Here is a 24,383-nt window from a genome sequence, read left to right as displayed (position 1 = left end):
CCGCGCCACGGGCAGCAGGCGTGCCCTGCCGGGCGCCGTGGCCCCCGGGGTGCTGCTGACGGCCGGCCGGCTAGGGAGCCGGGGATTCCGTGTGGCCGGGGACGGCCGGTCCGGGGGCGGCCTGTCCGCGGAGGGACCGCTCGGGCACTGCTTGCTCGTGCGTGGGTTGCCCGGCCACCGGTTGCTCGGGCACGGCCTGCCGCGGGGCGGGGGTGTCCGGTGCCGGGGTGCGCCTCGCACGGGAGGACAGCCGGGCGCGTGCGCCTGCCGCCCAGCCGCCCAGGCGGCGCAGGAACGACGTCGGCAGGAAAACCGCGTCCGCCGCGATCATCGCCAGCGAGAAGAACGGCAGCCCGAGCACGACGGCGATCACCAGATGCTCGGTGATCATGGCCGCGAGCAGCACGTTCTTGAGTCGCCGGTGCAGCAGGGTGAACGGGAAGGCGACCTGCACCAGGACCGTCCCGTACGTCACCAGCATGACCATCGTGCCGTTGGCGGACAGCGCGTCGGCGAGTTCCGGCCAGGGCGAGAAGTAGTCCAGGTGCAGCGGGTAGTACACGGCGGTGCCGTCCTGCCAGCGGGAGCCCTGGATCTTGTACCAGCCGGCCGTGGCGTAGATCAGACAGGCCTCGGCCATGATCACCAGCAGGGCGCCGTTGTGCAGGATGTCGGCGATCACGTCGAGCAGGATTCGCGGCTGCGCGGTCCGCGCGTAGCGGCCGACCAGCCACCACAACGCCTGCGCCAGAAGGACGCCCCACAGCAGCGACGGCACCATCGGATCGCCGTCGAACCGGCCCGCCGCGGTGGCCGCCGCGAGCGCCAGGCCCAGCACGGCCCACAGCACGGGACCGGTGCGGTCCCCGGGCCGCTCCCCACGCGCGCGTGCCTCCCGGACACGGCGGGCACGCCGCGCGTCCAGCGACCAGACCTGCCCGCAGCGGGTCAGGACCAGGTACAGGGACATCAGGTGCAGGACGTTGTCTCCGCCGTCCCCCATGAACACGCTGCGGTTCTGCAGCGACAGCACGCCCACCATGAACAGCACGGACATGGTGCGCGTCCGCCAGCCCAGCATCAGCAGCAGGCTGGAGACGGCGGCGAGCGCGTAGACGAACTCGAACCAGACGCGGCCGTCGGACCACATCAGCACGGTGAACGCGCCGTTCTGCCGGATCAGCTCCTCGGCGAGCGTCCAGCTCCAGGGCCCGTCCGGGCCGTACAGCTCCGCGCGGTGCGGGAACTCGCGCACCAGGAACAGCAGCCAGGTCAGCGCGAAGCCGATGCGGATCACCGCGGTCTGGTACGGACCGATGGCCGACTCGGTGGCCCGCGCGATGGCGCCGGACAGCGCCAGGGCGAAGCGGTTCACCCGGCACCTCCCCGGGACTCGTCCGCCGGCACCGTCCACCAGGGCAGCACCCGGTCCACCGGTTTCGGCGGGATCCGCTCCCCGCTCCATTCGGGCGGGCGCACCGGGGTGATGCGGGAGCGGACCTGGACGCGTTCGAGGACACCGCCCGGTCCGGCGGCCTCCGCGCGGTGCAGGCGCAGGACGACGATGCGGCGCAGATACGTCTCGGCGAGCAGGCCGCGTGAGGCGGTGGCCCGCTGCTCCCCGCCGTGGGTGGTGGTGTAGAAGTCCCAGGCCCGGCGCAGCTCGTTCTGCTGGGTGTGGCTGGGCAGCAGGTTGCCGTCGATGGCCCGGCCGTCCTCGGCGGACAGGTCGTACCAGCCGGTGGTGCGGAAGTCGCCGTCCGCGGTGCGGATCCGGGCCCGGACCTGGACCGCGACGTTCTGCTGGAGCGGGTTCGGCGCGAACAGCTTCCAGTTCTGCTCGAACTCCGGATAGATCCACTCGTCGATCGCCTTGCCGTGCGCCTTGGTCAGCGTGTTCGACGGCGCGACGTGCAGGAAGACCATGCCGAGGTGCACACAGACCGCCACCGCGACGACCGCGAGCGCCAGCGCGACCCCTGCCTGGTAACGGGGGGACAGGGCGGCCACGCCGGTGCGGGGGGTGGTGGGGCCGGCCGGGGCGGTGCCGCCGGCGGCATCAGAGGCCGGGGGGGCGGTAGGGGCCATGGGGGACGGTGTCACCACCGGGTCCGCCGCGGGCTGCGGGGTCCCTGGAGGCGGCGGGGGCGGTGGCGCGGCCGCGCCTGACTCGTACGCGTCCCTTGCGCCGTGCGCGTCCATTCCGCCCCGTTTCCGCATCCGGTCCGTGTTTCCCGCCCGCCCGTCCGTGCGACTCCCCCGTGCGGCGCCGCCGCCGGACCCCCGCGGAGCCGTCGTCGCCCCGCGCCGTTGCCCGCGGCGCCCCAGCGGAACGCTACTCAGCACAGCCCGCCGGGCACAGCCCCCCGCCGGGTCGCCGTGGCACTTGTCCACAGCCACCGCCGGGAGGTCATCCACAGCGGTTGACACCTTACGGCGCCCGTCCCACCATGGAAGCGCACGAACCGAACGATCGGTCGGGAGCTTGCTCCTCGCGGAGCCCAGGTCGAGGGGGACCAGATGGCGACAGCAGCCGCGCAGCCCACTGCCCGCGGTCAGGCATACGGCGGCGCCCAGGACGACGCCGGTGACACCACCGCGTACCAGCGCGTGTTCGACGCCGCCGTGGCCGCCGACGAGCGCATCGAACCGCGTGACTGGATGCCCGACGCCTACCGCGCGACGCTCGTCCGGCAGATCGCCCAGCACGCCCACTCCGAGATCATCGGCATGCAGCCGGAGGCCAACTGGATCACCCGCGCGCCGTCGCTGCGCCGCAAGGCCATCCTGATGGCCAAGGTCCAGGACGAAGCCGGACACGGCCTGTACCTCTACAGCGCGGCGGAGACTCTCGGCACCAGCCGCGACGAGCTGCTGGACAAGCTCCACGCGGGCCGCCAGAAGTACTCGTCGATCTTCAACTACCCCACGCTGACCTGGGCCGACGTCGGCGCCATCGGCTGGCTGGTGGACGGCGCCGCGATCACCAACCAGGTCCCCCTGTGCCGCTGCTCCTACGGGCCGTACGCCCGCGCGATGGTCCGCATCTGCAAGGAGGAGTCCTTCCACCAGCGCCAGGGATACGAACTGCTGCTCGCACTCAGCAAGGGCACCCCGGAACAGCACGCGATGGCGCAGGACGCGGTCAACCGCTGGTGGTGGCCGTCCCTGATGATGTTCGGCCCGCCCGACGACGAGTCCCAGCACTCGGCACAGTCCATGGCCTGGAAGATCAAGCGGCACTCCAACGACGAGCTGCGCCAGCGCTTCGTCGACATCTGCGTCCCGCAGGCCGAGTCCCTGGGCCTCACCCTCCCCGACCCGGACCTGCGCTGGAACGAGGAACGCGGCCACTACGACTTCGGACCGATCGACTGGACGGAGTTCTGGGAGGTCCTCAAGGGCAACGGACCGTGCAACGAACAGCGGATCGAACAGCGCAGGCGGGCCCACGAGGAGGGCGCGTGGGTGCGTGAGGCGGCCGCGGCCTACGCGGACAAGCACGCCGGCGGGAACGGAGAAGCGCGAGCATGACCACCAACGACTGGCCCCTGTGGGAGGTCTTCGTCCGCTCCCGGCGCGGACTCTCCCACACCCACGCCGGCAGCCTGCACGCCCCGGACGCGGAACTCGCCCTGCGCAACGCCCGCGACCTGTACACACGGCGCGGCGAGGGCGTCTCCATCTGGGTCGTGCCGTCCGCGGCGATCACCGCCTCCTCGCCCGACGAGAAGGACCCGTTCTTCGAGCCGGCCGCCGACAAGCCGTACCGGCACCCGACGTTCTACGAGATCCCCGAAGGGGTGCAGCACCTGTGACCACCCCGGACACCACGACCCCCGGCACGGAGACCCCGGACACGACGACCGAGCCCGCCGGCAGGACGACCGCTGCGGCCCTCGCCCTCGGCGACGACGCCCTGGTGCTCTCCCACCGCCTCGGCGAATGGGCCGGCCACGCCCCCGTCCTGGAGGAGGAGGTCGCCCTGGCCAACATCGCCCTGGACCTGCTCGGCCAGGCCCGGGTGCTGCTGTCGATGGCCGGCGACGAGGACGAACTGGCGTACCTGCGCGAGGAACGCGCCTTCCGCAACGTCCAGCTCGTGGAGCAGCCCAACGGCGACTTCGCCCACACCATCGCCCGCCAGCTCTACTTCTCCACCTACCAGCATCTGCTGTACGACCGGCTGGCCGCCGGGGACGGCCCATTCGCGGGTCTCGCCGCCAAGGCCGTCAAGGAGGTCGCCTACCACCGCGACCACGCCGAACAGTGGACCCTGCGACTCGGTGACGGCACCGACACCAGCCGGGAACGGATGCGGCGGGCCTGCGAGACGCTGTGGCGGTTCACCGGCGAGATGTTCCAGCCGGTGGACGGCGTGGACACCGACTGGGCCGGCATGGAAGCGGCCTGGCTGGAATCCGTCGGAGAGGTACTGCGCCGGGCCACCCTCAGCGTGCCCGAGGGACCGCGCACCGGCGCCTGGTCGGCGGGCGCGGGCCGGCAGGGCCTGCACACCGAACCCTTCGGCCGGATGCTCGCCGAAATGCAGCACCTGCACCGCAGCCACCCGGGGGCGTCGTGGTAGCGGCCACCCCGCTGGAGGCGGAACTGCTGGAGCTCGCCGGGTCGGTGCCCGACCCCGAGCTGCCCGTGCTCACCCTGCGGGAGCTGGGCGTGCTGCGCGCGGTGCGGCTGCGCGACACCGGCACGGCCGAGGTCGAGCTGACCCCGACCTACACCGGCTGCCCCGCCGTCGAGGCGATGACCCTGGACATAGAACGGGTCCTGCACGAACACGGCATACGGCACGTCACCGTGCGCACCGTGCTCACCCCCGCCTGGACCACGGACGACATCACCGACGAAGGCCGCCGCAAACTCCGCGCGTTCGGCATCGCCCCGCCCCGTACGCGCCGCGAACACGGACCGGTCCCCGTCACCCTGGGCCCCACCCGCACCTCGGCCCCCGGCCCCGGACCGGCCCCACAGCCGGAATTCGACCCGGTCCGCTGCCCGCACTGCGGATCCGCCGACACCGAACTGCTCAGCCGCTTCTCCTCCACCGCGTGCAAGGCGTTGCGCCGCTGTCTCGCCTGCCGTGAACCGTTCGACCACTTCAAGGAGTTGTGATGGCCCGCTTCCACACACTCCGGGTGGCCGCCGTCGACCGGCTCACCGACGACTCCGTCGCCCTGACCCTCGCCGTGCCCCCGGAACTGCGCGAGGAGTACCGGCACGCGCCCGGCCAGCACCTCGCCCTGCGCCGCCGGGCGGACGGCACCGAGATCCGGCGCACCTACTCGATCTGCTCCCCCGCACCCGCCCCCGACGACGACGGCCCACGCGCCCTGCGGGTCGGGGTGCGGCTGGTCGAGGGCGGCGCGTTCTCGACGTACGCGCTCAAGGAGATCGACATCGGTGACGAGCTGGAGGTCATGACTCCGGCAGGCCGCTTCACCGTCGATCCGGCGCCCGGCCTCTACGCGGCGATCGTCGGCGGCAGCGGCATCACCCCCGTGCTGTCGATCGCCTCCACCCTGCTGGCGCGCGAACCCGGAGCCCGGTTCTGCCTGATCCGCAGCGACCGCACGACCGCCTCGACGATGTTCCTCGAGGAAGTCGCCGACCTGAAGGACCGCTACCCCGAACGGCTCCAGCTGGTCACGGTGCTCTCCCGGGAGGAACAGCAGGCGGGACTGCCGTCCGGACGGCTCGACCGGGAACGGCTGACCGGACTGCTCCCCTCGCTGCTGCCGGTGGCGGAGGTCGCCGGATGGTTCCTGTGCGGACCCTTCGGGCTCGTCCAGGGCGCCGAGCGGGCACTGCGCGACCTGGCCGTGCCCCGCGCCCGCATCCACGAGGAGATCTTCCACGTGGACGCCGGCCCGACCGGAGGACCGGCGAGACCCGCACCCGCGCACAGCACGGTGACGGCCCGGCTCGACGGCCGCGGCGGCACCTGGCCCGTGCAGGACGGCGAGTCCCTGCTGGACACGGTGCTGCGCAACCGGCCCGACGCGCCGTACGCCTGCAAGGGCGGCGTGTGCGGGACCTGCCGGGCCTTCCTGGTCTCCGGCGAGGTGCGCATGGACCGCAACTACGCGCTGGAGACGGAGGAGACGGAGGCCGGGTACGTACTGGCGTGCCAGTCCCGTCCCGTGACGGAGCAGGTGGAGCTGGACTTCGACCGCTGAGCGTCGACCACCGAGCCCGTCCCGCAGCACCGGCACCACGCCGCACCGCCGCCGCGACCGGGCGTGTGAAGCCCTCGGCCCGGCGGCGGTGCCGGGCAGGACCGCATAACCGGCCGGCCAGCCACTGCTCGGCCGGTCGGCCGGTCGGCCCACTGAGCGAGAACGGCCTCGTCGGGCCTACAGCACGTACCCCGGCTGCCCCTGGTCGGTCACGACGGGACGGCCCGCCGCCTCCCACGCCTGCATGCCGCCGTCGACGTTCACGGCGTCGATGCCCTGCTGGGCCAAGTACATGGTCACCTGCGCCGAGCGTCCACCCGAGCGGCAGATGACGTTGACGCGGCCGTCCTGCGGGGCCGCCTCGGTCAGCTCGCCGTAGCGCGCCACGAAGTCGCTGATGGGGATGTGCAGCGCTCCCTCGGCGTGACCGGCCTGCCACTCGTCGTCCTCGCGGACGTCCAGCAGGAAGTCGTCGTCCTTCAGGTCCGTGACCTGCACGGTGGGCACCCCAGCTCCGAAACTCATACTCCCGACGCTACCGGACTGCACGACTTCGGCCCGCCCGCCCCCGCGTCGGCCCGGCGACCGCTCAGCCCGTGACCGCCCAGCCCGGCGACCGTTCAGCCCTGTGCCCGCAGCGCCGCCAGTTCCGACTCGCGACGGGCGACCTCGGTCAGCAGCTGCTCGGCGATCTCGTCGAGGAGACGGTCCGGGTCGTCCGGCGCCAGCCGCAGCATCCCGCCGATCGCGCTCTCCTCCAGATCCTTCGCGATCACCGCGAGCAGTTCCTTGCGCCGCGCCAGCCAGTCCAGCCGGGCGTACAGCTCCTCACTGCGGCTCGGACGCTGCTCCTCGGGCACCGGACCGGCGGCCCACTCCTCGGCCAGCTCCTTCAGCAGTGCCTCGTCGCCCCGGCCGTAGGCCGCGTTGACGCGGGTGATGAACTCCTCGCGCCGCGCCCGCTCGCCCTCCTCCTGAGCCAGGTCGGGGTGGGCCTTGCGGGCCAGCTCGCGGTAGAGCCGGCGGGCCTCCTCGGTGGGGCGCACCCGCTGCGGGGGCCGTACCGGCTGGTCCGTGAGCATCGCGGACGCCTCCGGGAACAGCCCCTCGCCGTCCATCCACCCGTGGAACAGCTCCTCCACGGACGGCATCGGCATCACCCGGGCCCGCAACTCCTGCGCGACCCGCAGGTCCTCGGGATCACCGGTGCGCGCCGCCTTCGCCTCGGCGATCTCCGCGTCGAGCTCCTCCAGGCGGGCGTACATCGGGCCGAGCCGCTGGTGGTGCAGCCGGGAGAAGTTCTCCACCTCGACACGGAACGTCTCCACCGCGATCTCGAACTCGATCAGCGCCTGCTCGGCGGCCCGCACGGCCCGCTCCAACCGCTCCTCGGGCCGCGACGCGGCACCGTCGGAGGACACGGACTGCGGCTGCTCAGCTTCCGGGGTGGTCACCTGACCAGCGTAGGCCACGTCCCGGGGCACCGAATCTGTCACCCGGGGGGGCTTCCCCTCCCCCTCCCCCCCACCCCCCTCCCTCCCCTCACCCCCGAGCCCCCGCCCCTTCCTCACACCCCGAGGCCCCGCCCCTTCCTCACACCCCCGTCTCCGCCCTCACCCGGCCCGCCCGGATCGCCGCCAGCAGGTTCGCGTGGTCGGCCTCGGTGCGGTCGGCGTAGGTGAGGGCGAAGGCGGCCACGGCCTCGTCCAGCTCGCCGTTCTTGCCGCAGTAGCCGGCGATCAGGCGTGGGTCGGCGCTGTGGGAGTGGGCGCGGGCCAGCAGGGCGCCGGTCATGCGGGCGTAGTCGTCGACCTGGTCCGCGGCGAGGGCGGCCGGGTCGACGCTGCCCTTGCGGTTGCGGAACTGGCGGACCTGGTAGGGACGGCCGTCGACCGTCGTCCAGCCCAGCAGCATGTCGCTGACCACCTGCATGCGCTTCTGGCCGAGCACGACGCGGTGACCCTCGTGGTCCACGGGCGGGGCCTGGAAGCCGACGGTCGTCAGGTGGGGCAGCAGGGCGGACGGGCGGGCCTCCTTGACCTGGAGGATCAAAGGCTCCCCACGGTGGTCGAGGAGGAGGACGACGTAGGAACGGGTGCCCACGCTCCCCGTGCCGACCACACGGAACGCCACGTCGTGCACCGCGTGGCGGGCCAGCAGGGGCAGGCGGTCCTCGGGGAGCGTGGTCGTGTACTCCTCCAGGGCCGCGGCGACCGCCGCCGCTTCCGCGTCGGGTATCCGCCGCAGCACCGGGGGCGCCTCCACGAAGCGGCGTCCGCCGTCCGGGGCGGGCTCGGTCGACTTGGCCGCGAACCGTCCGCTGGTGTTGGCCCGCGCCTTCTCCGAGACCCGGTCCAGGGTGCCGAGGAGGTCGTGGGCGTCGGTGTGGGAGACCAGCTCCTCGTCGGCGATGGCGTTCCACGCGTCCAGTACCGGCATTCTGGCCAGCAGCCGCATGGTGCGGCGGTAGGCGCCCGCCGCGTCGCGGGCCGCCGCGCGGCAGGTGTCCTCATCGGCGCCGGCCTCCCGGCCGGCGAGCACCAGGGAGGTGGCGAGCCGTTTGAGGTCCCACTCCCAGGGGCCGTGCACCGTCTCGTCGAAGTCGTTGAGGTCGATGACGAGGCCGCCGCGCGCGTCGCCGTAGAGTCCGAAGTTCGCCGCGTGCGCGTCACCGCAGATCTGGGCGCCTATGCCGGTGACGGGGGTGCGGGCGAGGTCGTACGCCATGAGTCCGGCCGTGCCGCGCAGGAAGGCGAACGGTGTGGCCGCCATCCGGCCGATCCGCAGCGGCGTGAGCTCGGGTATGCGGTCGCGGTTGGACTCCTCGACGGCGGTCACCGCGTCGGGGCGGGCGGCGTCGAGGTCGAGGTGGGCGTGCGCGTGCCGTGGCACGCGGTCCCGCAGGGCCTTGCCCTCTTCCTTGGGCGAGCCGTGGCCGGGCCACTCGGCGAATCCGGGCACCTGGGGCAGCCGCCGCCGTGCTCCCGGTTCCCCGGACGTCCGCGCTTCGGCACCCGCCCCTGCCTGTGCTCCGGGCCTCGCCCCGGACCGGCCTCCAGCCCTCGCTGCGGGCCGGTCTCCCGACTGACCCCCGGGCCGGTCTCCGGACTGACCCCCTGACCGGCCTTCGGGCTGATCCCCGGGCTGGCCTCCGGGTTGCCCTGTGGGCTCCCTTCCGGTCCGCGCCGTCGCGTCCGCCTCGGTCACGTCGACCGCCTCCCCCGTCCTTGCACGGCACCTGGCCGTTCGCCATCGGTTCGTGCCGACCGTACCGCCGCCCGGGGGGAGGGCGTCAGCCCTGTGGACAACCGCGCTCATCGGCTGTGGACAACCGGTTCACCCGCCCGGGCGCGGGCCGTGCGGGGCGTCCGGGCGCAGGCCGTAGGCCGCCGTCGCGCAGAGCAGTACGGCGGCGGCGGCGAGCGACTCGAAGGCGAAGGCGTAACCGCCGGCCGCCGCGGCGGGACGGCCGGCCGCCGTGAGGCCGGCCGTGCGGGACTGGACCGCCGAGGTGACCAGGGCGATGCTGAGCGTCGGTCCGGCCAGGATGGCGGCGTTCACCACCGCGCCGGCCAGGGCGGTCTCCCGGTCGCCCGTCCCGGCCACGGCCGCCACCACGGCCGCCGACATCAGCAGGCCGATACCGCCGGCCACGACGGCCATGCCGGCCAGCAGCGCCGGGGTCGACGCACCGCGGATACCGGTGCCGCCGATGACGTGGAGACCGGCGGCGATCGCCGCCGCGCCGGTCACGGCGACCGTGCGCGGGCCCAGCCGGGCCACGGCGGGGCCGGCGACGGTGCCCACGGCGAGGAGCACCGCGGTGTACGGCAGGAACGCCCCGGCGTTGGCGAGGGCGGAGTAGCCGCGGGCCTGCTGGAGGTAGAGGGCGAGCAGGAACGCCGTGGCGGCACCGGTTCCGGGGCCGAACAGCGCGCACACCAGGGCGGTGGCGCGCGGGCGGGAGGCGAGGAAGCCGGGTGGCAGCAGGGGGGCGGGCACCCGGCGTTCGGTGGCCGTGAAGGCGGTGAGCAGGACGGCTCCGGCGGCGAGTGCGCCGAGTACGGGTGCCGAGGACCAGCCGTACGGGCCGGCCAGGGCGCAGCCGCAGCCGAGCAGGGTCAGCGCGCCGGTCCCGGACAGGGCGCCGAGCAGGTCCACGGGGACGCGGTGCGGGGGCGGTCCGGGCGGGAGGGTGCGTACGGCTGCGGCGAGTGCCAGGGCGGCGGCCGCGGCCAGGACGACGAAGCTCCACCGCCAGGACGTCCAGGTGACCAGTGCGCCGCTGAGCAGGATCCCGGCGGAGGCGCCGAGGCTGGCCAGCAGTCCCCACAGTGCCGTGGCGGCGGAGCGGGCCCGGCCCTCGGGGAAGACGGTCTTCAGCAGGGCCATCGCGGCGGGGGCGGCCAGCGCGGCGCCGCAGCCCTGCGCGAAGCGGGCGGCCATCAGTGTCCAGGGTCCCTGGGCGAGCGCGGCGGCGAGGGAGGCGAGGGCGAACAGGGCGGTGCCCAGGGTGAACACGGTGCGCCGGCCGCTCCGGTCGGTGAGCCGGCCGCCGAGCAGGAGCAGGCCGCTGAAGGCGAGGCCGTAGGCGGCGGTGTCGAGGACGAGGTCCGTGCGGGTCAGGCCCAGTTCGCGCTGCATCGCCGGGCCCGCGGCGAAGGTCACCGACACGGAGGCGTTGAGCGTCAGGTGGACGGTGCCGAGCGGGCCGAAACGCCGCCTCCCGCGGCGGTCTCGCGAACCCGGTGGCGGGACCCGTGTCGCCGGGGGCGGCGGTGAGATCACCGGCACCGGGCCGTCAGCCGGTCTCGGGACAGCAGCCGGCACCGGGCCGTCAGCCGATACCGCCGGTGACCTCCCGCCTGCCGGCGTCGGCGCCGCTGCCGGTGACGCGTGGGTGTCGTCCATGGCGCCGAGTGTCGCAGCGGCCCGTCCGCGGTCCGGGGCGGGCGTGGGCAGTCCGTCAGGTCCGGGGATCATGTGTCGGGTCCTGGTGGTGTCGGTCCTGGCCGGTATGGCTCCGGTTCCGGTTCCGTTCCGTTCCGCTACGGCACCAGCACCACGCGCCGCCCGTGCAGTTCGCCCGCCTCCAGGCGCTGGTGGACGCGGGCCGCCTCGGCCAGGGGGACGCGTTCCAGGGAGCGGGGCCGCAGCCGGCCGGAGGTCAGCAGGTGGTTGACCGTGCGGGCGGCTTCGGCGAGTTCGGCGGTGGTGGCGTGGGAGATGACGAAGCCGACGACGGAGCCGTCCTTCATGTAGAGGGGTCCGGCGGGCAGCACCGGCTGGGTGCGGGCCCCGGCCAGCAGCACGATCCGCCCGCGGTGCGCCAGGCTGTCCACGGCGGTGGTGAGGTCGTTGGTGCCGGAGGTGTCGAGGTGGACGTCGACGCCGTCCGGGCATTCCTTGCGGAGCAGCTCGGGTAGGCCGGGGTCGCGGTAGTCCAGCACCGTGTGCGCGCCGAGCGAGGCGACGTACCCGGCGTCGCGTGCGGCGGCGGTCGCGACGACCCGGGCGCCGGCCTCGGCGGCCATGACGACCAGGGCGCCGCCGACGTTCCCGGCCGCCCCGGCGACCAGGACCGTCTCGCCTGGGCGGACCCGGCCGTGGGTGAACAGGCCGAGGTAGGCGGTGGCCGCGGGGTGCACGACGGCGACGGCGGTGGCCGGGTCGATGCCGGGGGGCAGGTGGTAGAGCCGGTCGGCGGGGACGACGGCCCGCTCGGCGGCGGCGCCCTGCCGGCCGCCGTGGCCGAGGCTGTTGCACCAGACGCGGTCGCCGGGTGTGAAGCCCGGGGCGCCCGGTCCGGCGGTGACGACGGTGCCGACGAGGTCGCGGCCGATGACGAACGGGAACTCCACGGGGGTGCGGAAGATCCCGGACCGGACGAAGGTGTCGACGGGGTTGGCGGACACGGCCTCCACCTCGACCAGGACGTCCGTGGGACCCGGGTCCGGTGCCGGCACCTCGCCGTAGCGGATGTTGTCCGCCGGACCCAGCTCTTCGATGAACGCCGCGCGCATGCTGTGCCAACTCCCTTGGTGTTGCGGGGCGGGAAGGTGCCGAAGGGCCGTACGGGTGAGCGAGACGGCCCTTCGGGGTCTCGGGGACGGCCTCGGCAGCCGGGCCGTCGGCGGGTCAGGCGGCCGTGGCGGCCTTGCTGTCCCGGATGCGGGCGGCGAGGGCGTCGAGCAGGGCGCCCAGCAGCTCGATGGTGGACTCGTCGGTGAGGTTGCCGGCCTCGTCGAAGCGCTCGTGGGCGCGGAAGATCTGCAGTTCGGGTTTGCCGACGACCTGGGAGTCGGTCCACAGGAACAGCTGGCGCAGGGACAGCTGGGCGCGCACGGTGCCGAAGTTGGAGGGGGCGGCGCCGGCGAGGGCGATCGGCTTGCGGGTGAGCGAGGAGTTCAGGCCGGGGGTGCTCGCCCAGTCGAGGGCGTTCTTCAGCGGGCCGGGGATGCCGTAGTTGTACTCGGGGGTGGCGATGAACAGGCCGTCCGCCTCGGTGATGCGGCGGCGCAGGTCGGCCACGGCGGCCGGGGGCGTCGCGGTGTCGAGGTCCTGGTCGTAGAGGGGGATGTCGCGCAGGCCCTCGTAGATTTCGACCGTCATGTTCCCCGGGGCGAACTTCTGTGCCGCGCGCACCAGGGCGCCGTTGTAGGAGGCGGAGCGCAGGCTGCCGGAGATGGCCAGGATCTTGAGCTCGGGCATGAGCGGTCCTTCCAACGGTGTTGCGTCAGCGGGGGGTTACGCGGGGAGTCTGCCGTCGTCCGCGCGGGGGCCGCGAGCGCGGGCGGTGGACTGTGTCAGCTCGTGTGTCACGTCGGGGTCACGTCGGGTCACGCCGGGGGCCCTTGCCGGGTGCCGGGACGGCGCGTATAAATGAACTAAACAGTTCAGTCCACTTAGACTGCGTCCGCTCGGGCCCGTCCAAGCCCGCTCAAGCCCACTCGAGCTCCCGACTCGCGTCGCCCATCGGAAGGTGTCGTCATGCAGGCCGCCAAGAACAGCACCGCCACCCGCTCGGTCACCGCCGTCCTGCCGCCCGTCCACACCGTGGAGGGCGAGGGCTTCCCCGTCCGGCGGCCGTTCCCGACGGCCCACCTGCCGCTGCTCGACCCGTTCCTGATGGTCGACCAGGTCGGTCCGGTGCGGCTCGGGCCCGGCGAGGCGAAGGGCGCCCCGGACCACCCCCACCGGGGGTTCGAGACGATCGCCTACGTCCTGGCGGGCGACCTGGAGTACGCGGACTCGACCGGCAGCCGGGGCGTGGTGCCGCCGGGCGCCGCGCAGTGGCTCACCGCGGGCGCCGGCGTGGTGCACTCGGCCATGCCGACGGAAGCCTTCCGGCGGGCCGGCGGGCTCCAGCACAACCTCCAGATCTGGGTCAACCTCCCGGCCGCCCGCAAGGGACTGCGCCCGCGCACCCAGAACCGCGGCCCGGCGGACATCCCCGTGGTGCGCACCCTCGGCGGCTCCTGGTTCAAGGTGATCGCCGGCTCCGCGTTCGGGGCGACGGGCCCGTTCGACACCCAGGTCCCGGTGACCGTCGTCCACGCCGGCCTCGCCCCGGGCGAGCCGGCCGAACTGCCCGCCCCCGCCGGGCACAACGCGGCGGTGTACGTGCTGACCGGCAGCGCCTCGGTGGCCGGACGCGTCACGCAGGACGGCGAACTGGCCGTGCTCGGCGACGACGGCGCCGGCGTCCGCGTCGCCGGCGGACCGGCCGGCGCCGACCTGCTGTTCCTGTCCGGTGAGCCGATCGGCGAACCCGTCGTGCGCAGCGGGCCGTTCGTCATGAACACCCCGCAGCAGATCGCCCGCGCGCACGCCGACCACGCCGCCGGACGACTGGGCCGCTACGACGACTGAGCGGGACCCGTCCGGGGCCGGCCCTCAGTTCCCCGGTACCGCGGCGCCGGTGCCGTAGCGGGCGAGGAACATGTCGACGCCGCCCTCCACCAGGCGGTCGGCCAGCGACGCGCTCATGTCCGCGCCGTACGAGCCGTAGACCAGGTGCGGGGAGAGCACCAGGCCCGACAACTGGAGCACCGCCAGCTCCATGTCCGGGATCCGCAGCAGACCGCGCTCGTCGAGCCGGCCCAGCGCCCGGGCGAGCGCCGCGTGCTGCCGCACCGGCCCGCGCTGCTGCCAGACCTCGCCGAGCGCGGGGAAGCGGCGGCGCTCGCCGGCGATGACGTCGCGCAGGGCCAGCACCTCGGGTGTGGCGAGACCCGCCACCCAGGACCGGCAGGCCGCGAGGAGGTCGGACCGGACGTCGTCGGACTCGGCGAGCCGGTCGGTGATCAGCGACTCCGAGGCGCCCAGCGCCTCGTCGAGGGTGCGGCCGATCACCTCCTTGAAGAGGTTCTCCTTGCTGCCGAAGTGGTTGTAGAGGGTGACCTTGGAGACCCCGGCCTCGGCCGCCAGCAGGTCCACGCCGGCGCCGAAGCCCTCGCGCAGGAAGACCCGGTGGGCCGCCTCCAGGATGGCCTGCCGCTTCCGCGCTGCCCGGGCTCCGGACGGGGCGGCCGGTGGCCCCTCCGGGGCGCTCTTCGCTGTGCGCATGTCCACTCCTCGGTGCTGGTACGGCCACTCAGTCTAGGGATCGGGAACCGGCCCCTTGCCCTCAACTGAACCGAACCGTATAGTTCAGTTCAGCCCAGCGGCACCACGCCGCGGGGGAACGCCTTCCGCACCGTCCGTGCACCACGCCCCGCACCACCCGCGCACCACCGCGCCCGCGTCCCGCCGGCGTCTCCACGCGATGACGCGATGACGCAAGCCGCAATGGCCGATGACGCGACGCCGCGACGCCGCGGGCACCACCACCCACCACGCCGACGGAGGTACATCCGTGTCCACCCAGCCCCTCTTCTCCGCCCGCGCCGAGATCACCGTCTCCGCCCGCCCCGACGAGGTCTACGCGGTCGTCAGCGACCTGCCGCGCAGCGGCGAATGGAGCCCCGAGTGCCTCGGCGGCACCTGGATCACCGGTGAGCCCGGCGCCGTCGGATCGGTCTTCCGCGGCGAGAACCTGCGCAGTGAGGAAGTCGTCGCCTGGGCACCCGTGGTGCGCGGCCGGTGGACCACCCACGCGGAGGTCGTCGCCGCCGAAGCGGGCCGCACCTTCCGCTGGGCCATGCACGACAGCAAGGGCGAGAAGCAGCGAAGCGTCTGGGGCTTCGACGTGCAGCCGGACGGCGAGGACACCCTGCTCGTGCACCACTTCCGGATGGACGCCCCCACCGAGGGAATCCGCGGCATCACCGCGGAGATGGACGCGGACGCGAAGCGCCGGTTCTTCGAGGAGTGGGGCGAGAAGGTCGCCGGCGACCTCGCGGAGACGCTGCGGCGCATCAAGACGGTCATCGAGAAGACCGCCTGACCCGGCGCCGGCCGGCACCACCCACGGCCCGCCGCCACCCCGCGGCCCGCCGCCACCCCGCGGCCCGGGCCCTTCCACCAGCCCACACCACCCCGCGGCCCCCACCACCGCCAGCCCTCACCCGCGGCCCACACCACGCGCGGCCCACGGCCCACGGCCCACGGCCGACCCCACGCCCGCACCCCCACGTACACCCGCACGAACCGCACCCGCACCCGCACCCGCACCCGCCCGCAGCCCCACCCGCACGCGCCGGTACGTCACCTCCTCCACTCCCCGCAGGGGACTCCCCGAAAGGCGGCCCATGTTCCTCCAGCGCATCGGCAACCAAGGCATCCGGCTCGGCACGCTCTTCGAGCGGGCCGCCGCCCGGCACCCGGCGAACATCGTCGTCCTCGACCACGACCTGGACATCGCCCCCGGACTCGGCCGCCGGGCGACCGTCGCGGAGATCGCCGACCTGATCGACGACTTCGCCGCCCGGCTGTGGGCGGCGGGTGTCCGCCCCGCCCAGCGCGTCGTCGTGCACAAGTCCGACGGCTTCGACATCACCCTCCTGGCCTGCGCGATCGTCCGCGTCGGCGCCGTACCGGTGCTGCTGTCGCCGAAGCTGGACGGCGCGACCGTCGCGGAGCTGGTGCGCCGCACCGACCGGCCGTTCCTGCTCACCGACCGCGACAAGCTCGACACCGAGCTCCCGGCGGAGGTGTTCACGCTGGCCGAACGGGTGCTGCTCGCCGCGGGCGGCCACCCGGAGGCGACCGCGCTGGCCGACCTGGCCGGCTCGCCGCGGGTGCCCGCCGTCACCATGCCGCCCGAGCAGCCGACCCTGGTCACCCACACCTCCGGCACCACCGGCATCCCGAAGCTGGCCGTGCACACCGGGCACACCCTCCAGGCCCGCTACCGGCCGCAGGCGGCCGTCACCGCGCCGCTGCTGCGCGGCCGGGAGACCATCGCCATGCACGTGTCGTTCGTGCACTCCCGGCTGATCACCGCGCTCGCCATCTCCCTCTTCCGCGGCTACCCGATCGTCGTCCTCGCCGACTCCGACCCGAAGCACGCCGCCGACCTGTTCGCCCGGCTGCGCCCCGGCATCCTGGAGGCGCACCCCAACTCGTTCATGGAGTGGGAGGAACTGGCCGACGACCCGCGCGCGCCGCTCGCCAACGTCAAGCTGTTCAGCAGCACCTTCGACGCCATCCACCCGCGCACCGTGCGCCGGCTGCTGGGCGCGAGCCGCCGCAAGGGCGCACTGTTCGGGCAGCTCTACGGGCAGAGCGAGATCGGCCCCGCGGTCGTGCGGTCCTTCTCGCGCAGCGGGCGCGGGCTGTGCACCGACGGCCGCTGCGTGGGCCGGCCCTTCCCCGGCATGACCGACATCCGGGTGGTCAGCCGGAACGGCAACCCGCCCTCCCCCGACAACCCCGGCTACATCGAGGTCCGCAGCGACGGCCGGATCGTCACCTACCTCGGCGAGCAGCAGCGCTACGACGAGCAGGTCAACGACGGCTGGTGGCGGATGGGCGACGTCGGCTTCCGCACCAGGCTCGGCTGCGTGCACCTGCTGGACCGCGAGGTCGACCTGATCGACGGCTTCGGCAGCACACTGGCCGTCGAGGACGCGCTGTTCACCCGGCTGCCGCAGCTCGCCGAGGTCGTCATCATCCCCGGCCCGGACGGACGGGCCGTACCGGTGGTGTCCACCAAGGACGACATACCGCTGGACCCGGACACCTGGCGGCGGGCGGTCGCGGGGCTGCCGGCGATGGCGGAGCCCGTGCAGTGGCGCAAGGAGGAGCTGCCGCAGACCGCCACCACGAAGATCAAGCGGCTGGAGCTGGCCCGGCGGCTCGCCGACGCCCCCGGCGCCCAGGGTCCCGTCGCGGTCGAGGAGGTCGTGTGATGGCCCGGCTCATCGTGACCGGCGGCGGTATCGGCGGACTCGCCGTCGCCCTCGCCGCCGCCCGGCGCGGCCACCGCGTGACGGTCCTGGAGCGCGCCGACCGGTTCGCGGAGATCGGCGCGGGCATCCAGCTCGCCCCCAACGGCCTGCACGCGCTGGACCGGCTGGGCCTCGGGGACGTGGTGCGCGACACCGCGGTCCGCATGGCGGAACTGCGGTTCATGGACGGGGTCACCGGCGAGCACGTGACGAGCATGCCGCTCACCGACGCCTACCGGGAGCGCTTCGGCAACCCGTACGTCGTGGTCCACCGGGCGGAGCTGCACAGCGCCCTGCTGGACGCCTGCCGCGCCCTGGACCTGGTCGAGCTGCGCAGCGGCTGCGCGGCGGTCGGCTACGAGCAGGACGCGGGCGGCGCGACGGCCGTCCTGGCCGGCGGGGAACGCGTCACCGGGGACGCGCTGATCGGCGCCGACGGGATCCACTCGGCGATCCGCGGCCGGCTCGTCGGGGACGGCGCGCCCCGGATCTCCGGGATCACCGTCTACCGGGCGGTCATCCCCATGGAGCGGGTCCCGGCCCGGCTGCGCAACGAGACCGCGGTGACGTGGTGGACCGGCCCCGGCTGCCACTTCGTGCACTACCCGATCGCCGGCGGCCGCTACCTCAACCTGGCGGCCAGCAGCGACAACGGCGCCACGGAGGCGCTGGCCTCGGTGCCCGTCCCGAACGGCACGGTGCACGACGAGCTGGCCGCGCTGGGCGCCGACGCCCACCGGCTGCTCGACCTGGGCGAGCAGTGGAAGTCCTGGGTGCTGGTCGACCGCGACCCGGTGACGACCTGGTCCGACGGGCGGGTGGTGCTGCTCGGCGACGCCGCCCACCCGATGCTGCACTACGTCGCGCAGGGCGCCTGCCAGGGCCTGGAGGACGCCGTCGTCCTCGGCGACCTGCTGGACTGCGGGGCGGAGGAGCTGCCCCAGCGGTTCGAGAAGTACACGGCGCAGCGGCAGGAGCGCACCGCGCGCATCCAGCTGCTGGCCCGCGACAGCATCCGCCTGTGGCACGCCGCGGGACCCGCGGCCACCGCCCGCAACGCCGCCCTGAGGGCCATGTCCCCCGAGCAGCTGCACGACCACGTCGCCTGGATGCACGGCGAGCGCGTCGGCGACCCGAACGGAGAGCACTGATGGACCGCACCGACCGTACCGGCCGCCCCGGGGGAACGGAGCCGGGTGGGATCGAGATCTGCATCATCGGCGCCGGACCGCGCGGACTGTCCGTGCTGGAACGGCTGTGCGCCAACGAGCGCGCCCGCGCCGCGCACCGGGCCGTCACCGTGCACGTGGTCGACCCGTCCGCGCCCGGCGCCGGGCGGGTGTGGCGGCCGGACCAGTCCCGGCACCTGCTGATGAACACGGTGGCGTCGCAGATCACCGTGTACACCGACGACAGCGTGCGCACCGAGGGCCCGGTGGAGCCGGGCCCCAGCCTCTACGAGTGGGCGCGCTCGCTCGCCGACGGCGAGTTCGCCGAGGACGACGCCGGCACCCTCGCCGAGGCCCGCCGGCTCGGCCCGGACACCTACCCCACCCGGGCGTTCTACGGCAGCTACCTGCACGCCCAGTTCCAGCGGGTGGTGGGCCGGGCGCCCGCCCACATGACGATCCGGACGCACCGCTCCCGCGCCGTCGCGATGGCCGACACCCACGGCGTCCCCGGCGGCCCGCAGGGCGTGCGGCTGGAGAACGGCACCCGGCTGAACGACCTGGACGCCATCGTCATGGCCCAGGGCCACGTCCCGGCCCGGCTCACCCCCCGGGAGGCGAAGACCGCGAGCCTGGCCCGCATCCACCACCTCACCTACCTCACCCCCGCCAACCCCGCCGACCTCGACCTGAGCACCGTCGAACCCGGCCAGACGGTCCTGCTGCGCGGCCTCGGGCTGAACTTCTTCGACCACATGGCGCTGTTCACCGTCGGCCGCGGCGGCGCCTTCGTCCGCGACGAGAGCGGCAAGCTGCACTACGTCCGCTCCGGCGAGGAGCCGCGCCTGTACGCCAGCTCCCGGCGGGGCATCCCGTACCACGCGCGCGGCGAGAACGAGAAGGGCGCCTACGGCCGCCATCTGCCCCGGCTGCTCACCCCCGAGGTGATCGAGGGCCTGCGCGCCCGCTCGGCCCGCGGCGAGGGCATCGGCTTCACCACCGACCTGTGGCCGCTGATCTCCCGCGAGGTGGAGAGCGTCTACTACGGCACCCTGCTCACCGCCGCCGGCCGCGGCGCCGAACGCGAGGAGTTCACCGAGCGGTTCCTCGCCCTGGCCGGGGAGGCCGACCGGGCCGCGCTGCTCGACGCGTACGGGGTGCGCCCGGACGAGCGCTGGGACTGGGAGCGGCTGTCCCGGCCGTACGGCGACCGGGTCTTCACCGGCCGCGACGACTTCCGTGACTGGCTGCTCGGCTACCTGGAACGGGACGTCGCCCAGGCCCGCGCCGGCAACGTCAACGGCCCGCTGAAGGCCGCCCTGGACGTGCTGCGCGACCTGCGCAACGAGATCCGGCTCGTGGTCGACCACGGCGGACTCGACGGCGCCTCGCACCGCGACGACCTGGAGGGCTGGTACACCCCGCTCAACGCGTTCCTGTCCATCGGGCCGCCCGCCTCCCGCATCGAGGAGATGATCGCGCTCGTCGAGGCCGGGGTGCTGGAGCTGACCGGGCCCGGCACCGAGATCCGCATCGACACGGTCTCCGGCGACCGGGCGACCTTCGTCGCCCAGTCCCGCGACGTGCCCGGCCCCCCGGTCCGCTCCTACGTGCTGATCGAGGCGCGGCTGCCCGAACCCGACCTGCGCCGCACCGACGACCCGCTGCTGCGCCACCTCCTCGACACCGAGCAGTGCACCACCTACCGCATCCGCTCCGCCGACGGCGGCGGCTACGAGTCCGGCGGCCTCGCCGTCACCGAGCGCCCCTACCGGCTGCTCGACGCCCGCGGCCGGGCCCACCCCCGCCGCTACGCCTACGGTGTGCCCACCGAGTCCGTGCACTGGGTGACCGCCGCCGGGATCCGGCCGGGCGTGGACTCCGTCACCCTCGGCGACTCCGACGCCATCGCCCGCGCCGTCCTCGCCCTGCCGTCCGCCACCCTCGTGCCCACCGGGGTGCGCCCGGCACCGGCCGAGACCGACCTGACGGGAGTGCTGGTGTGACCGCGCCCGCCCCGCCCGACGGCGACCGGCAGGCCGGCCCCGCCCCCGACCTGCTCGACAGCGGGCTGCTGTCCCCGGTGCGGGCCGGCACCCCCGTCGAGGCCGCCACGTCCGACCGGGCCTGGCTCCAGGCCATGCTGGACGCGGAGGCGGCGCTGGTGCGGGCGCAGGCGGCACTGGGCACCGTGCCGCGGTCCGCCGCCGAGACCGTCGCCCGGCTCGCCCGCGCCGAACGCCTCGACCCGCGCGCACTCGCCCTGGCCGCCCGGGAGACCGCCAACCCGGTGGTCGGCCTGGTGCAGGCGCTGACCCGGGTGGTCGCCGCCGAGGACCCGGCCGCCGCCGAGTTCGTGCACCGCGGCTCCACCAGCCAGGACATCCTCGACACGGGCGCGATGCTCGTCGCCCGGCGGGCGCTGCCGCTGGTCCGCGCCGACCTCGCCCGCACCGCCCGCGCCCTGGCCCGGCTCGCCGCGGAACACCGGGACAGCGTGATGCCCGGGCGCACCCTCGCGCTCCAGGCCGTGCCGGTCACCTTCGGGCTGAAGGCGGCGGGCTGGCGGCAGCTCGTGCTGGACGCCGACCGGCGGCTGGCCCGGGTCCTCGACGGCGGGCTGCCGGTCTCCCTCGGCGGGGCCGCCGGAACGCTGGCCGGGTACCTGGAGTACGCCCGCATCGACGGCGGGGTGCACGGCCCGGACGCCGGGGAGTACCTGGACCGGCTGGTCACCGAGTTCGCGGCCCGCACCGGGCTCGCCCGGCCCGTACTGCCCTGGCACACGCTGCGCACCCCGGTCGCCGACCTCGCCGCCGCGCTGGCCTTCACCGCCGGCGCCCTCGGGAAGATCGCCGTGGACGTGCAGTCGCTGGCCCGCACCGAGGTGGCGGAGGTGACCGAGCCGCAGGCGCCCGGACGGGGCGGCTCCTCCGCGATGCCGCACAAGCGGAACCCGGTGCTGAGCACCCTGGTGCGCAGTGCCGCGCTCCAGGTCCCGGCGCTCGCCGCGGCACTGACCCAGTGCATGCTCGCCGAGGACGAGCGGTCGGCGGGCGCCTGGCACGCGGAGTGGCTGCTGCTGCGGGAGTGCCTGCGGCTGGCCGGCGGGGCCGCGCACACCGCGGCGGAACTCGCCGAGGGGCTGCGGGCGCGGCCGGAGCGGATGCGGGCGAACCTCGCCCTGGCCGGCGGCCCGATGGCGTCGGAGCGGGTCGCGGCGGTCCTCGCCCCGCTGCTCGGCAAGGCGCCCGCCAAGGAGCTGCTGGCCCGCGCCACCGCCCTGGCCGAACGGACCGGCCGGCCACTGCCCGAGGTACTGGCCGGCCAGCCCGAACTGCGCGGCCGGATGGACGCCGCCGGCCTGGCGCCGCTGTGCGACCCGGAGGCCTACACGGGCGCGGCGGGGCCGCTGGTGGACCGGGCCCTGGCGGGGCCGGCCCGGTGAAGGGGCACAGCGGAGGGGCGGTGCGCGTGACGCGCACCGCCCCTCCTCGCCGTCGCCCGCCGCGCGCTACATGAACTGCGCCGCCAGCGCCGGGCCGAGTGCCCCGCCGAGCTGGTAGCAGACGTTGAACAGGCCGATGCCCGCCGGGCGGCGGCGCTCCGGCAGCGCCTCGGTGGACAGGATGGACAGTGTCGCCTGGGCCGCGGACGCGGCGAGGACGGCGACGCCGCTCGCGGCGAGCAGCACCACCGGCCCCGCCCCCAGCAGCGCCAGCGCGGGCGCGGCCAGGCCCAGCGCCACCAGCGCGCCCAGCACCGTGCGGCGGGCCAGCCGGCCGGCCGCGGACGCCAGCGCCAGCGATCCGGCGGAACCGGCGAGCTGGGCGATCAGGATGCCCGTGCCGACCCGGCCGTCGCCCCAGCCGGCGGCGTCGGACAGCAGCCCCGGCATCAGGTAGAAGAGGGTGAAGTGGCCGGTGGCGAGGAGGAAGCCGAGGCCGCTGAGCACGGTGAAGGTGCCGCTGCGCAGCAGGGCCGCCGGGACGAAGCCGTCGGGGCGGCGGCGGATCCGCAGCGCGAGGAGCACCGCCACCAGCACCAGGCAGGCCCCGGCGGGCAGCGGCGCGGAGATGACGAACACCGAGGCGGTGACGAATCCGGTCAGCAGCGCGGCGCCGAGGAAGTCGAACGGGCTGTCCTCGGCGGGGACGTCCCGCGCGCCGCGCGCCACCGCGGGTACGGCCGCGACACTCACCGCGAGCAGCGCGAGCGCCGCCTGCCACGGCCAGCGGGCGGCCAGTTCGGATCCGGCGAGCGGGCCGACCGCGCCGAGCCCGGCGATGCCCGCGGTGACCATGCCCATCCGGCGCGGCGATCCGGCCAGGCTCATGGCGACCGCGGTGAGGCCGGCCGCGCCGACGCCCTGCGCCGCGCGCGCCACGACCAGGGCGGGCAGCACCGGCACGAGGCACAGCAGCAGCGTCCCGGCGAGCAGCGTGCCCGCGCCGGCGAGCAGGGCGGTGCGCACCCCGCGGCGGCTGATCAGTCCGGCGATCAGCGGGGTGCCCGCCGCGATGCCCCAGCCGAAGGCGGTGACCAGCCAGGCCGCGGACCGTACCGAGGTCCCGGCGTCGCCGGCGATCTCGGGGAGGATCAGGGTGGGCGCGGTCATGCCGTAGGCGATGGGGGTGCCGAGCAGGACGAGCCACAGGGCGTGGACGGGACGGGTGCTGAGCGTTCCCCCGGTGGCGGGGGGCGCCGGTGTCTGGTCTACGGGGACCGTGGTGGCCATGGGATGCCTTCCGTGCGAGGGAGCGGGAGGAGGGGCGGGGAGGGGCGGACATGACGAGGACGGGCCCGGCGCGGGCCCGTCCTCGTCGGGGGTGGCGTCAGCCGGTGGGCGGCGTCAGCCGGCGTGGACGAAGTCCCGCACGTGCCCGACGAACTCCTCGGCCCGCTCGGCGATCACCGCGTGACCGGCGTCGATCTCCACGTACGAGCTGCCGGGCAGCGCGGCGTGGAGGTCGCGGGCGTTCTGCACCGGGATCGTGCCGTCCTGCGTGGAGCCGATGACCAGCGTCGGCGCCTCGATCCTCGGCAGCAGCCCGCGGATGTCGGCGCGCAGGTTGAGGTCGATGTGGCGCAGGGTGCCGGGCGTCGGCTGCATCAGGCCGATCATGCCCTCGACGGTGTCGCGGCCCAGCGAGTTGAGGAAGCCCGGGCTGAACGCGGTGAAGGTGGCGTAGCGGGTGAACGCCGGCGTGTTGTCCGCGATGTCGCGCCAGGTCGTCATCATGTTGTGGATGTAGACGTCGTCGGGGCCGCTCCAGCCGTTGACGAGGATCAGCCGGCGCACCAGCTCGGGGCGGGTCGCCGCGACGGTGGCCGCGACGAGCGAGCCGAGCGAGAAGCCGAGCAGATCCACGGGGCCGTCGGCGGTCTCCTCCAGGACGGCGGCGACCTGCCCGGCGAGGACCTCCAGGGTGAGCGGGGCGCCGTCGTCCTCGGCGGCGGCGCTGCCCGAGTACTCGGGCAGGATCACCGTGCTGCGGTCGGCGAACTCGTCGACGAGGTGGTCGAAGATCAGCGATCCGGGGCCGGTGCCGTGCACCAGCGCCAGGCCGGGCCCGGTGCCGGCGACCCGGTAGGGGATCTTCGCGTCGCCCACGGTCAGGGTGCCCGTGGTTACCTCGGCCATTGCATTCTCCTTGGGTGTGTGGGGGTGGGTGGTACGGGTG

General features: G+C 74.6%; 22 protein-coding genes. 11 read left to right on the top strand and 11 right to left on the bottom strand.

The genetic code is table 11. From position 1 onward, the window contains the following. Positions 1–70: 70 nt before the first annotated feature. Entirely contained in the window at positions 71–1,375 is a 1,305-nt protein-coding gene (locus tag SGLAU_RS17260; RefSeq protein WP_107408969.1) for an HTTM domain-containing protein, read from the bottom strand. Then, positions 1,372–2,202 (bottom strand): DUF5819 family protein, encoded by an 831-nt coding sequence (locus tag SGLAU_RS17255; RefSeq protein WP_412556233.1) that lies wholly within the window; start codon positions 2,200–2,202, stop codon positions 1,372–1,374. Before SGLAU_RS17255 ends, SGLAU_RS17260 begins: the two co-directional genes overlap by 4 nt. 318 nt (positions 2,203–2,520) lie before the next feature. On the opposite strand from SGLAU_RS17255, the gene paaA reads away from it, so the two are divergent. The 5 genes from paaA to SGLAU_RS17230 all read left to right on the top strand — a co-directional run bounded on the left by paaA (position 2,521) and on the right by SGLAU_RS17230 (position 6,197). Further along, the gene (gene paaA, locus SGLAU_RS17250) at positions 2,521–3,534 is read left to right on the top strand and encodes a 1,2-phenylacetyl-CoA epoxidase subunit PaaA (protein ID WP_043502515.1); all 1,014 of its coding nucleotides are present in this window, start codon (positions 2,521–2,523) and stop codon (positions 3,532–3,534) included. Further along, a complete protein-coding gene (gene paaB / locus SGLAU_RS17245) occupies positions 3,531–3,818 on the top strand; it encodes a 1,2-phenylacetyl-CoA epoxidase subunit PaaB (RefSeq protein ID WP_043502513.1) in 288 nt (95 codons plus the stop codon). Before paaA ends, paaB begins: the two co-directional genes overlap by 4 nt. A gap of 101 nt (positions 3,819–3,919) precedes the next feature. Beyond that, positions 3,920–4,588 carry a 1,2-phenylacetyl-CoA epoxidase subunit PaaC gene (gene paaC, locus SGLAU_RS17240; RefSeq protein WP_099052943.1) on the top strand — a complete coding sequence of 223 codons (669 nt, stop codon included), beginning with the start codon at positions 3,920–3,922 and terminating at the stop codon, positions 4,586–4,588. Next, positions 4,582–5,133 (top strand): 1,2-phenylacetyl-CoA epoxidase subunit PaaD, encoded by a 552-nt coding sequence (gene paaD, locus SGLAU_RS17235; protein ID WP_043502511.1) that lies wholly within the window; start codon positions 4,582–4,584, stop codon positions 5,131–5,133. The genes paaC and paaD overlap by 7 nt, the downstream gene beginning before the upstream one ends. Continuing rightward, positions 5,133–6,197 (top strand): 2Fe-2S iron-sulfur cluster-binding protein, encoded by a 1,065-nt coding sequence (locus SGLAU_RS17230; protein WP_043502509.1) that lies wholly within the window; start codon positions 5,133–5,135, stop codon positions 6,195–6,197. Before paaD ends, SGLAU_RS17230 begins: the two co-directional genes overlap by 1 nt. Positions 6,198–6,374: 177 nt before the next feature. On the opposite strand, the gene SGLAU_RS17225 is transcribed toward SGLAU_RS17230, so the two are convergent. The 6 genes from SGLAU_RS17225 to SGLAU_RS17200 all read right to left on the bottom strand — a co-directional run bounded on the left by SGLAU_RS17225 (position 6,375) and on the right by SGLAU_RS17200 (position 12,908). Further along, entirely contained in the window at positions 6,375–6,704 is a 330-nt protein-coding gene (locus SGLAU_RS17225; RefSeq protein WP_043502508.1) for a rhodanese-like domain-containing protein, read from the bottom strand. Positions 6,705–6,817: 113 nt separating this feature from the next. Then, positions 6,818–7,651, bottom strand: coding sequence for a hypothetical protein (locus tag SGLAU_RS17220; protein WP_043502506.1), 834 nt, complete (start codon positions 7,649–7,651; stop codon positions 6,818–6,820). A gap of 139 nt (positions 7,652–7,790) precedes the next feature. Beyond that, positions 7,791–9,167 carry a DUF2252 domain-containing protein gene (locus tag SGLAU_RS17215; protein WP_052414113.1) on the bottom strand — a complete coding sequence of 459 codons (1,377 nt, stop codon included), beginning with the start codon at positions 9,165–9,167 and terminating at the stop codon, positions 7,791–7,793. A 366-nt stretch (positions 9,168–9,533) separates the two neighbouring features. Then, entirely contained in the window at positions 9,534–10,871 is a 1,338-nt protein-coding gene (locus tag SGLAU_RS17210) for an MFS transporter (protein WP_159072784.1), read from the bottom strand. Positions 10,872–11,245: 374 nt separating this feature from the next. Beyond that, the gene (locus SGLAU_RS17205; protein WP_043502503.1) at positions 11,246–12,220 is read right to left on the bottom strand and encodes an NADPH:quinone reductase; all 975 of its coding nucleotides are present in this window, start codon (positions 12,218–12,220) and stop codon (positions 11,246–11,248) included. A 115-nt stretch (positions 12,221–12,335) separates the two neighbouring features. After that, positions 12,336–12,908 (bottom strand): NADPH-dependent FMN reductase, encoded by a 573-nt coding sequence (locus SGLAU_RS17200; protein ID WP_043502500.1) that lies wholly within the window; start codon positions 12,906–12,908, stop codon positions 12,336–12,338. A gap of 279 nt (positions 12,909–13,187) precedes the next feature. On the opposite strand from SGLAU_RS17200, the gene SGLAU_RS17195 reads away from it, so the two are divergent. Further along, complete coding sequence (locus SGLAU_RS17195; RefSeq protein ID WP_043502498.1) at positions 13,188–14,069, top strand: pirin family protein; 882 nt, start codon at positions 13,188–13,190, stop codon at positions 14,067–14,069. Positions 14,070–14,093: 24 nt separating this feature from the next. Here the strand turns inward: SGLAU_RS17195 and SGLAU_RS17190 are convergent, their stop codons facing one another. Beyond that, positions 14,094–14,765: a TetR/AcrR family transcriptional regulator gene (locus SGLAU_RS17190; RefSeq protein WP_043502495.1), complete on the bottom strand. Its 672-nt coding sequence runs from the start codon at positions 14,763–14,765 to the stop codon at positions 14,094–14,096. 289 nt (positions 14,766–15,054) lie between these two features. Between SGLAU_RS17190 and SGLAU_RS17185 the strand changes: the two genes are divergently transcribed. From SGLAU_RS17185 to pcaB, 5 genes are all read left to right on the top strand, one after another. Then, a complete protein-coding gene (locus SGLAU_RS17185) occupies positions 15,055–15,585 on the top strand; it encodes an SRPBCC family protein (protein ID WP_043506711.1) in 531 nt (176 codons plus the stop codon). A 304-nt stretch (positions 15,586–15,889) separates the two neighbouring features. Next, positions 15,890–17,491, top strand: coding sequence for a class I adenylate-forming enzyme family protein (locus SGLAU_RS17180; protein WP_043502493.1), 1,602 nt, complete (start codon positions 15,890–15,892; stop codon positions 17,489–17,491). Next, positions 17,491–18,681 (top strand): FAD-dependent monooxygenase, encoded by a 1,191-nt coding sequence (locus SGLAU_RS17175; protein ID WP_043502491.1) that lies wholly within the window; start codon positions 17,491–17,493, stop codon positions 18,679–18,681. Before SGLAU_RS17180 ends, SGLAU_RS17175 begins: the two co-directional genes overlap by 1 nt. Then, the gene (locus SGLAU_RS17170) at positions 18,681–20,705 is read left to right on the top strand and encodes an FAD/NAD(P)-binding protein (RefSeq protein ID WP_052413794.1); all 2,025 of its coding nucleotides are present in this window, start codon (positions 18,681–18,683) and stop codon (positions 20,703–20,705) included. The genes SGLAU_RS17175 and SGLAU_RS17170 overlap by 1 nt, the downstream gene beginning before the upstream one ends. Continuing rightward, positions 20,702–22,147 (top strand): 3-carboxy-cis,cis-muconate cycloisomerase, encoded by a 1,446-nt coding sequence (gene pcaB / locus SGLAU_RS17165; RefSeq protein ID WP_052413793.1) that lies wholly within the window; start codon positions 20,702–20,704, stop codon positions 22,145–22,147. The genes SGLAU_RS17170 and pcaB overlap by 4 nt, the downstream gene beginning before the upstream one ends. Before the next feature lie 66 nt (positions 22,148–22,213). On the opposite strand, the gene SGLAU_RS17160 is transcribed toward pcaB, so the two are convergent. Together SGLAU_RS17160 and SGLAU_RS17155 are read right to left on the bottom strand one after the other, a co-directional pair. Next, positions 22,214–23,437, bottom strand: coding sequence for an MFS transporter (locus SGLAU_RS17160; RefSeq protein ID WP_043502489.1), 1,224 nt, complete (start codon positions 23,435–23,437; stop codon positions 22,214–22,216). A gap of 114 nt (positions 23,438–23,551) precedes the next feature. Next, positions 23,552–24,343: an alpha/beta fold hydrolase gene (locus SGLAU_RS17155; protein WP_043502487.1), complete on the bottom strand. Its 792-nt coding sequence runs from the start codon at positions 24,341–24,343 to the stop codon at positions 23,552–23,554. Positions 24,344–24,383: the final 40 nt, after the last annotated feature.

The organism is Streptomyces glaucescens (assembly GCF_000761215.1).
Classification (GTDB): Bacteria; Actinomycetota; Actinomycetes; order Streptomycetales; family Streptomycetaceae; genus Streptomyces; species Streptomyces glaucescens_B.
The sequence above is the reverse complement of the archived record's forward strand: the minus strand, read 5'-3'. Positions and strand labels throughout refer to the sequence as shown.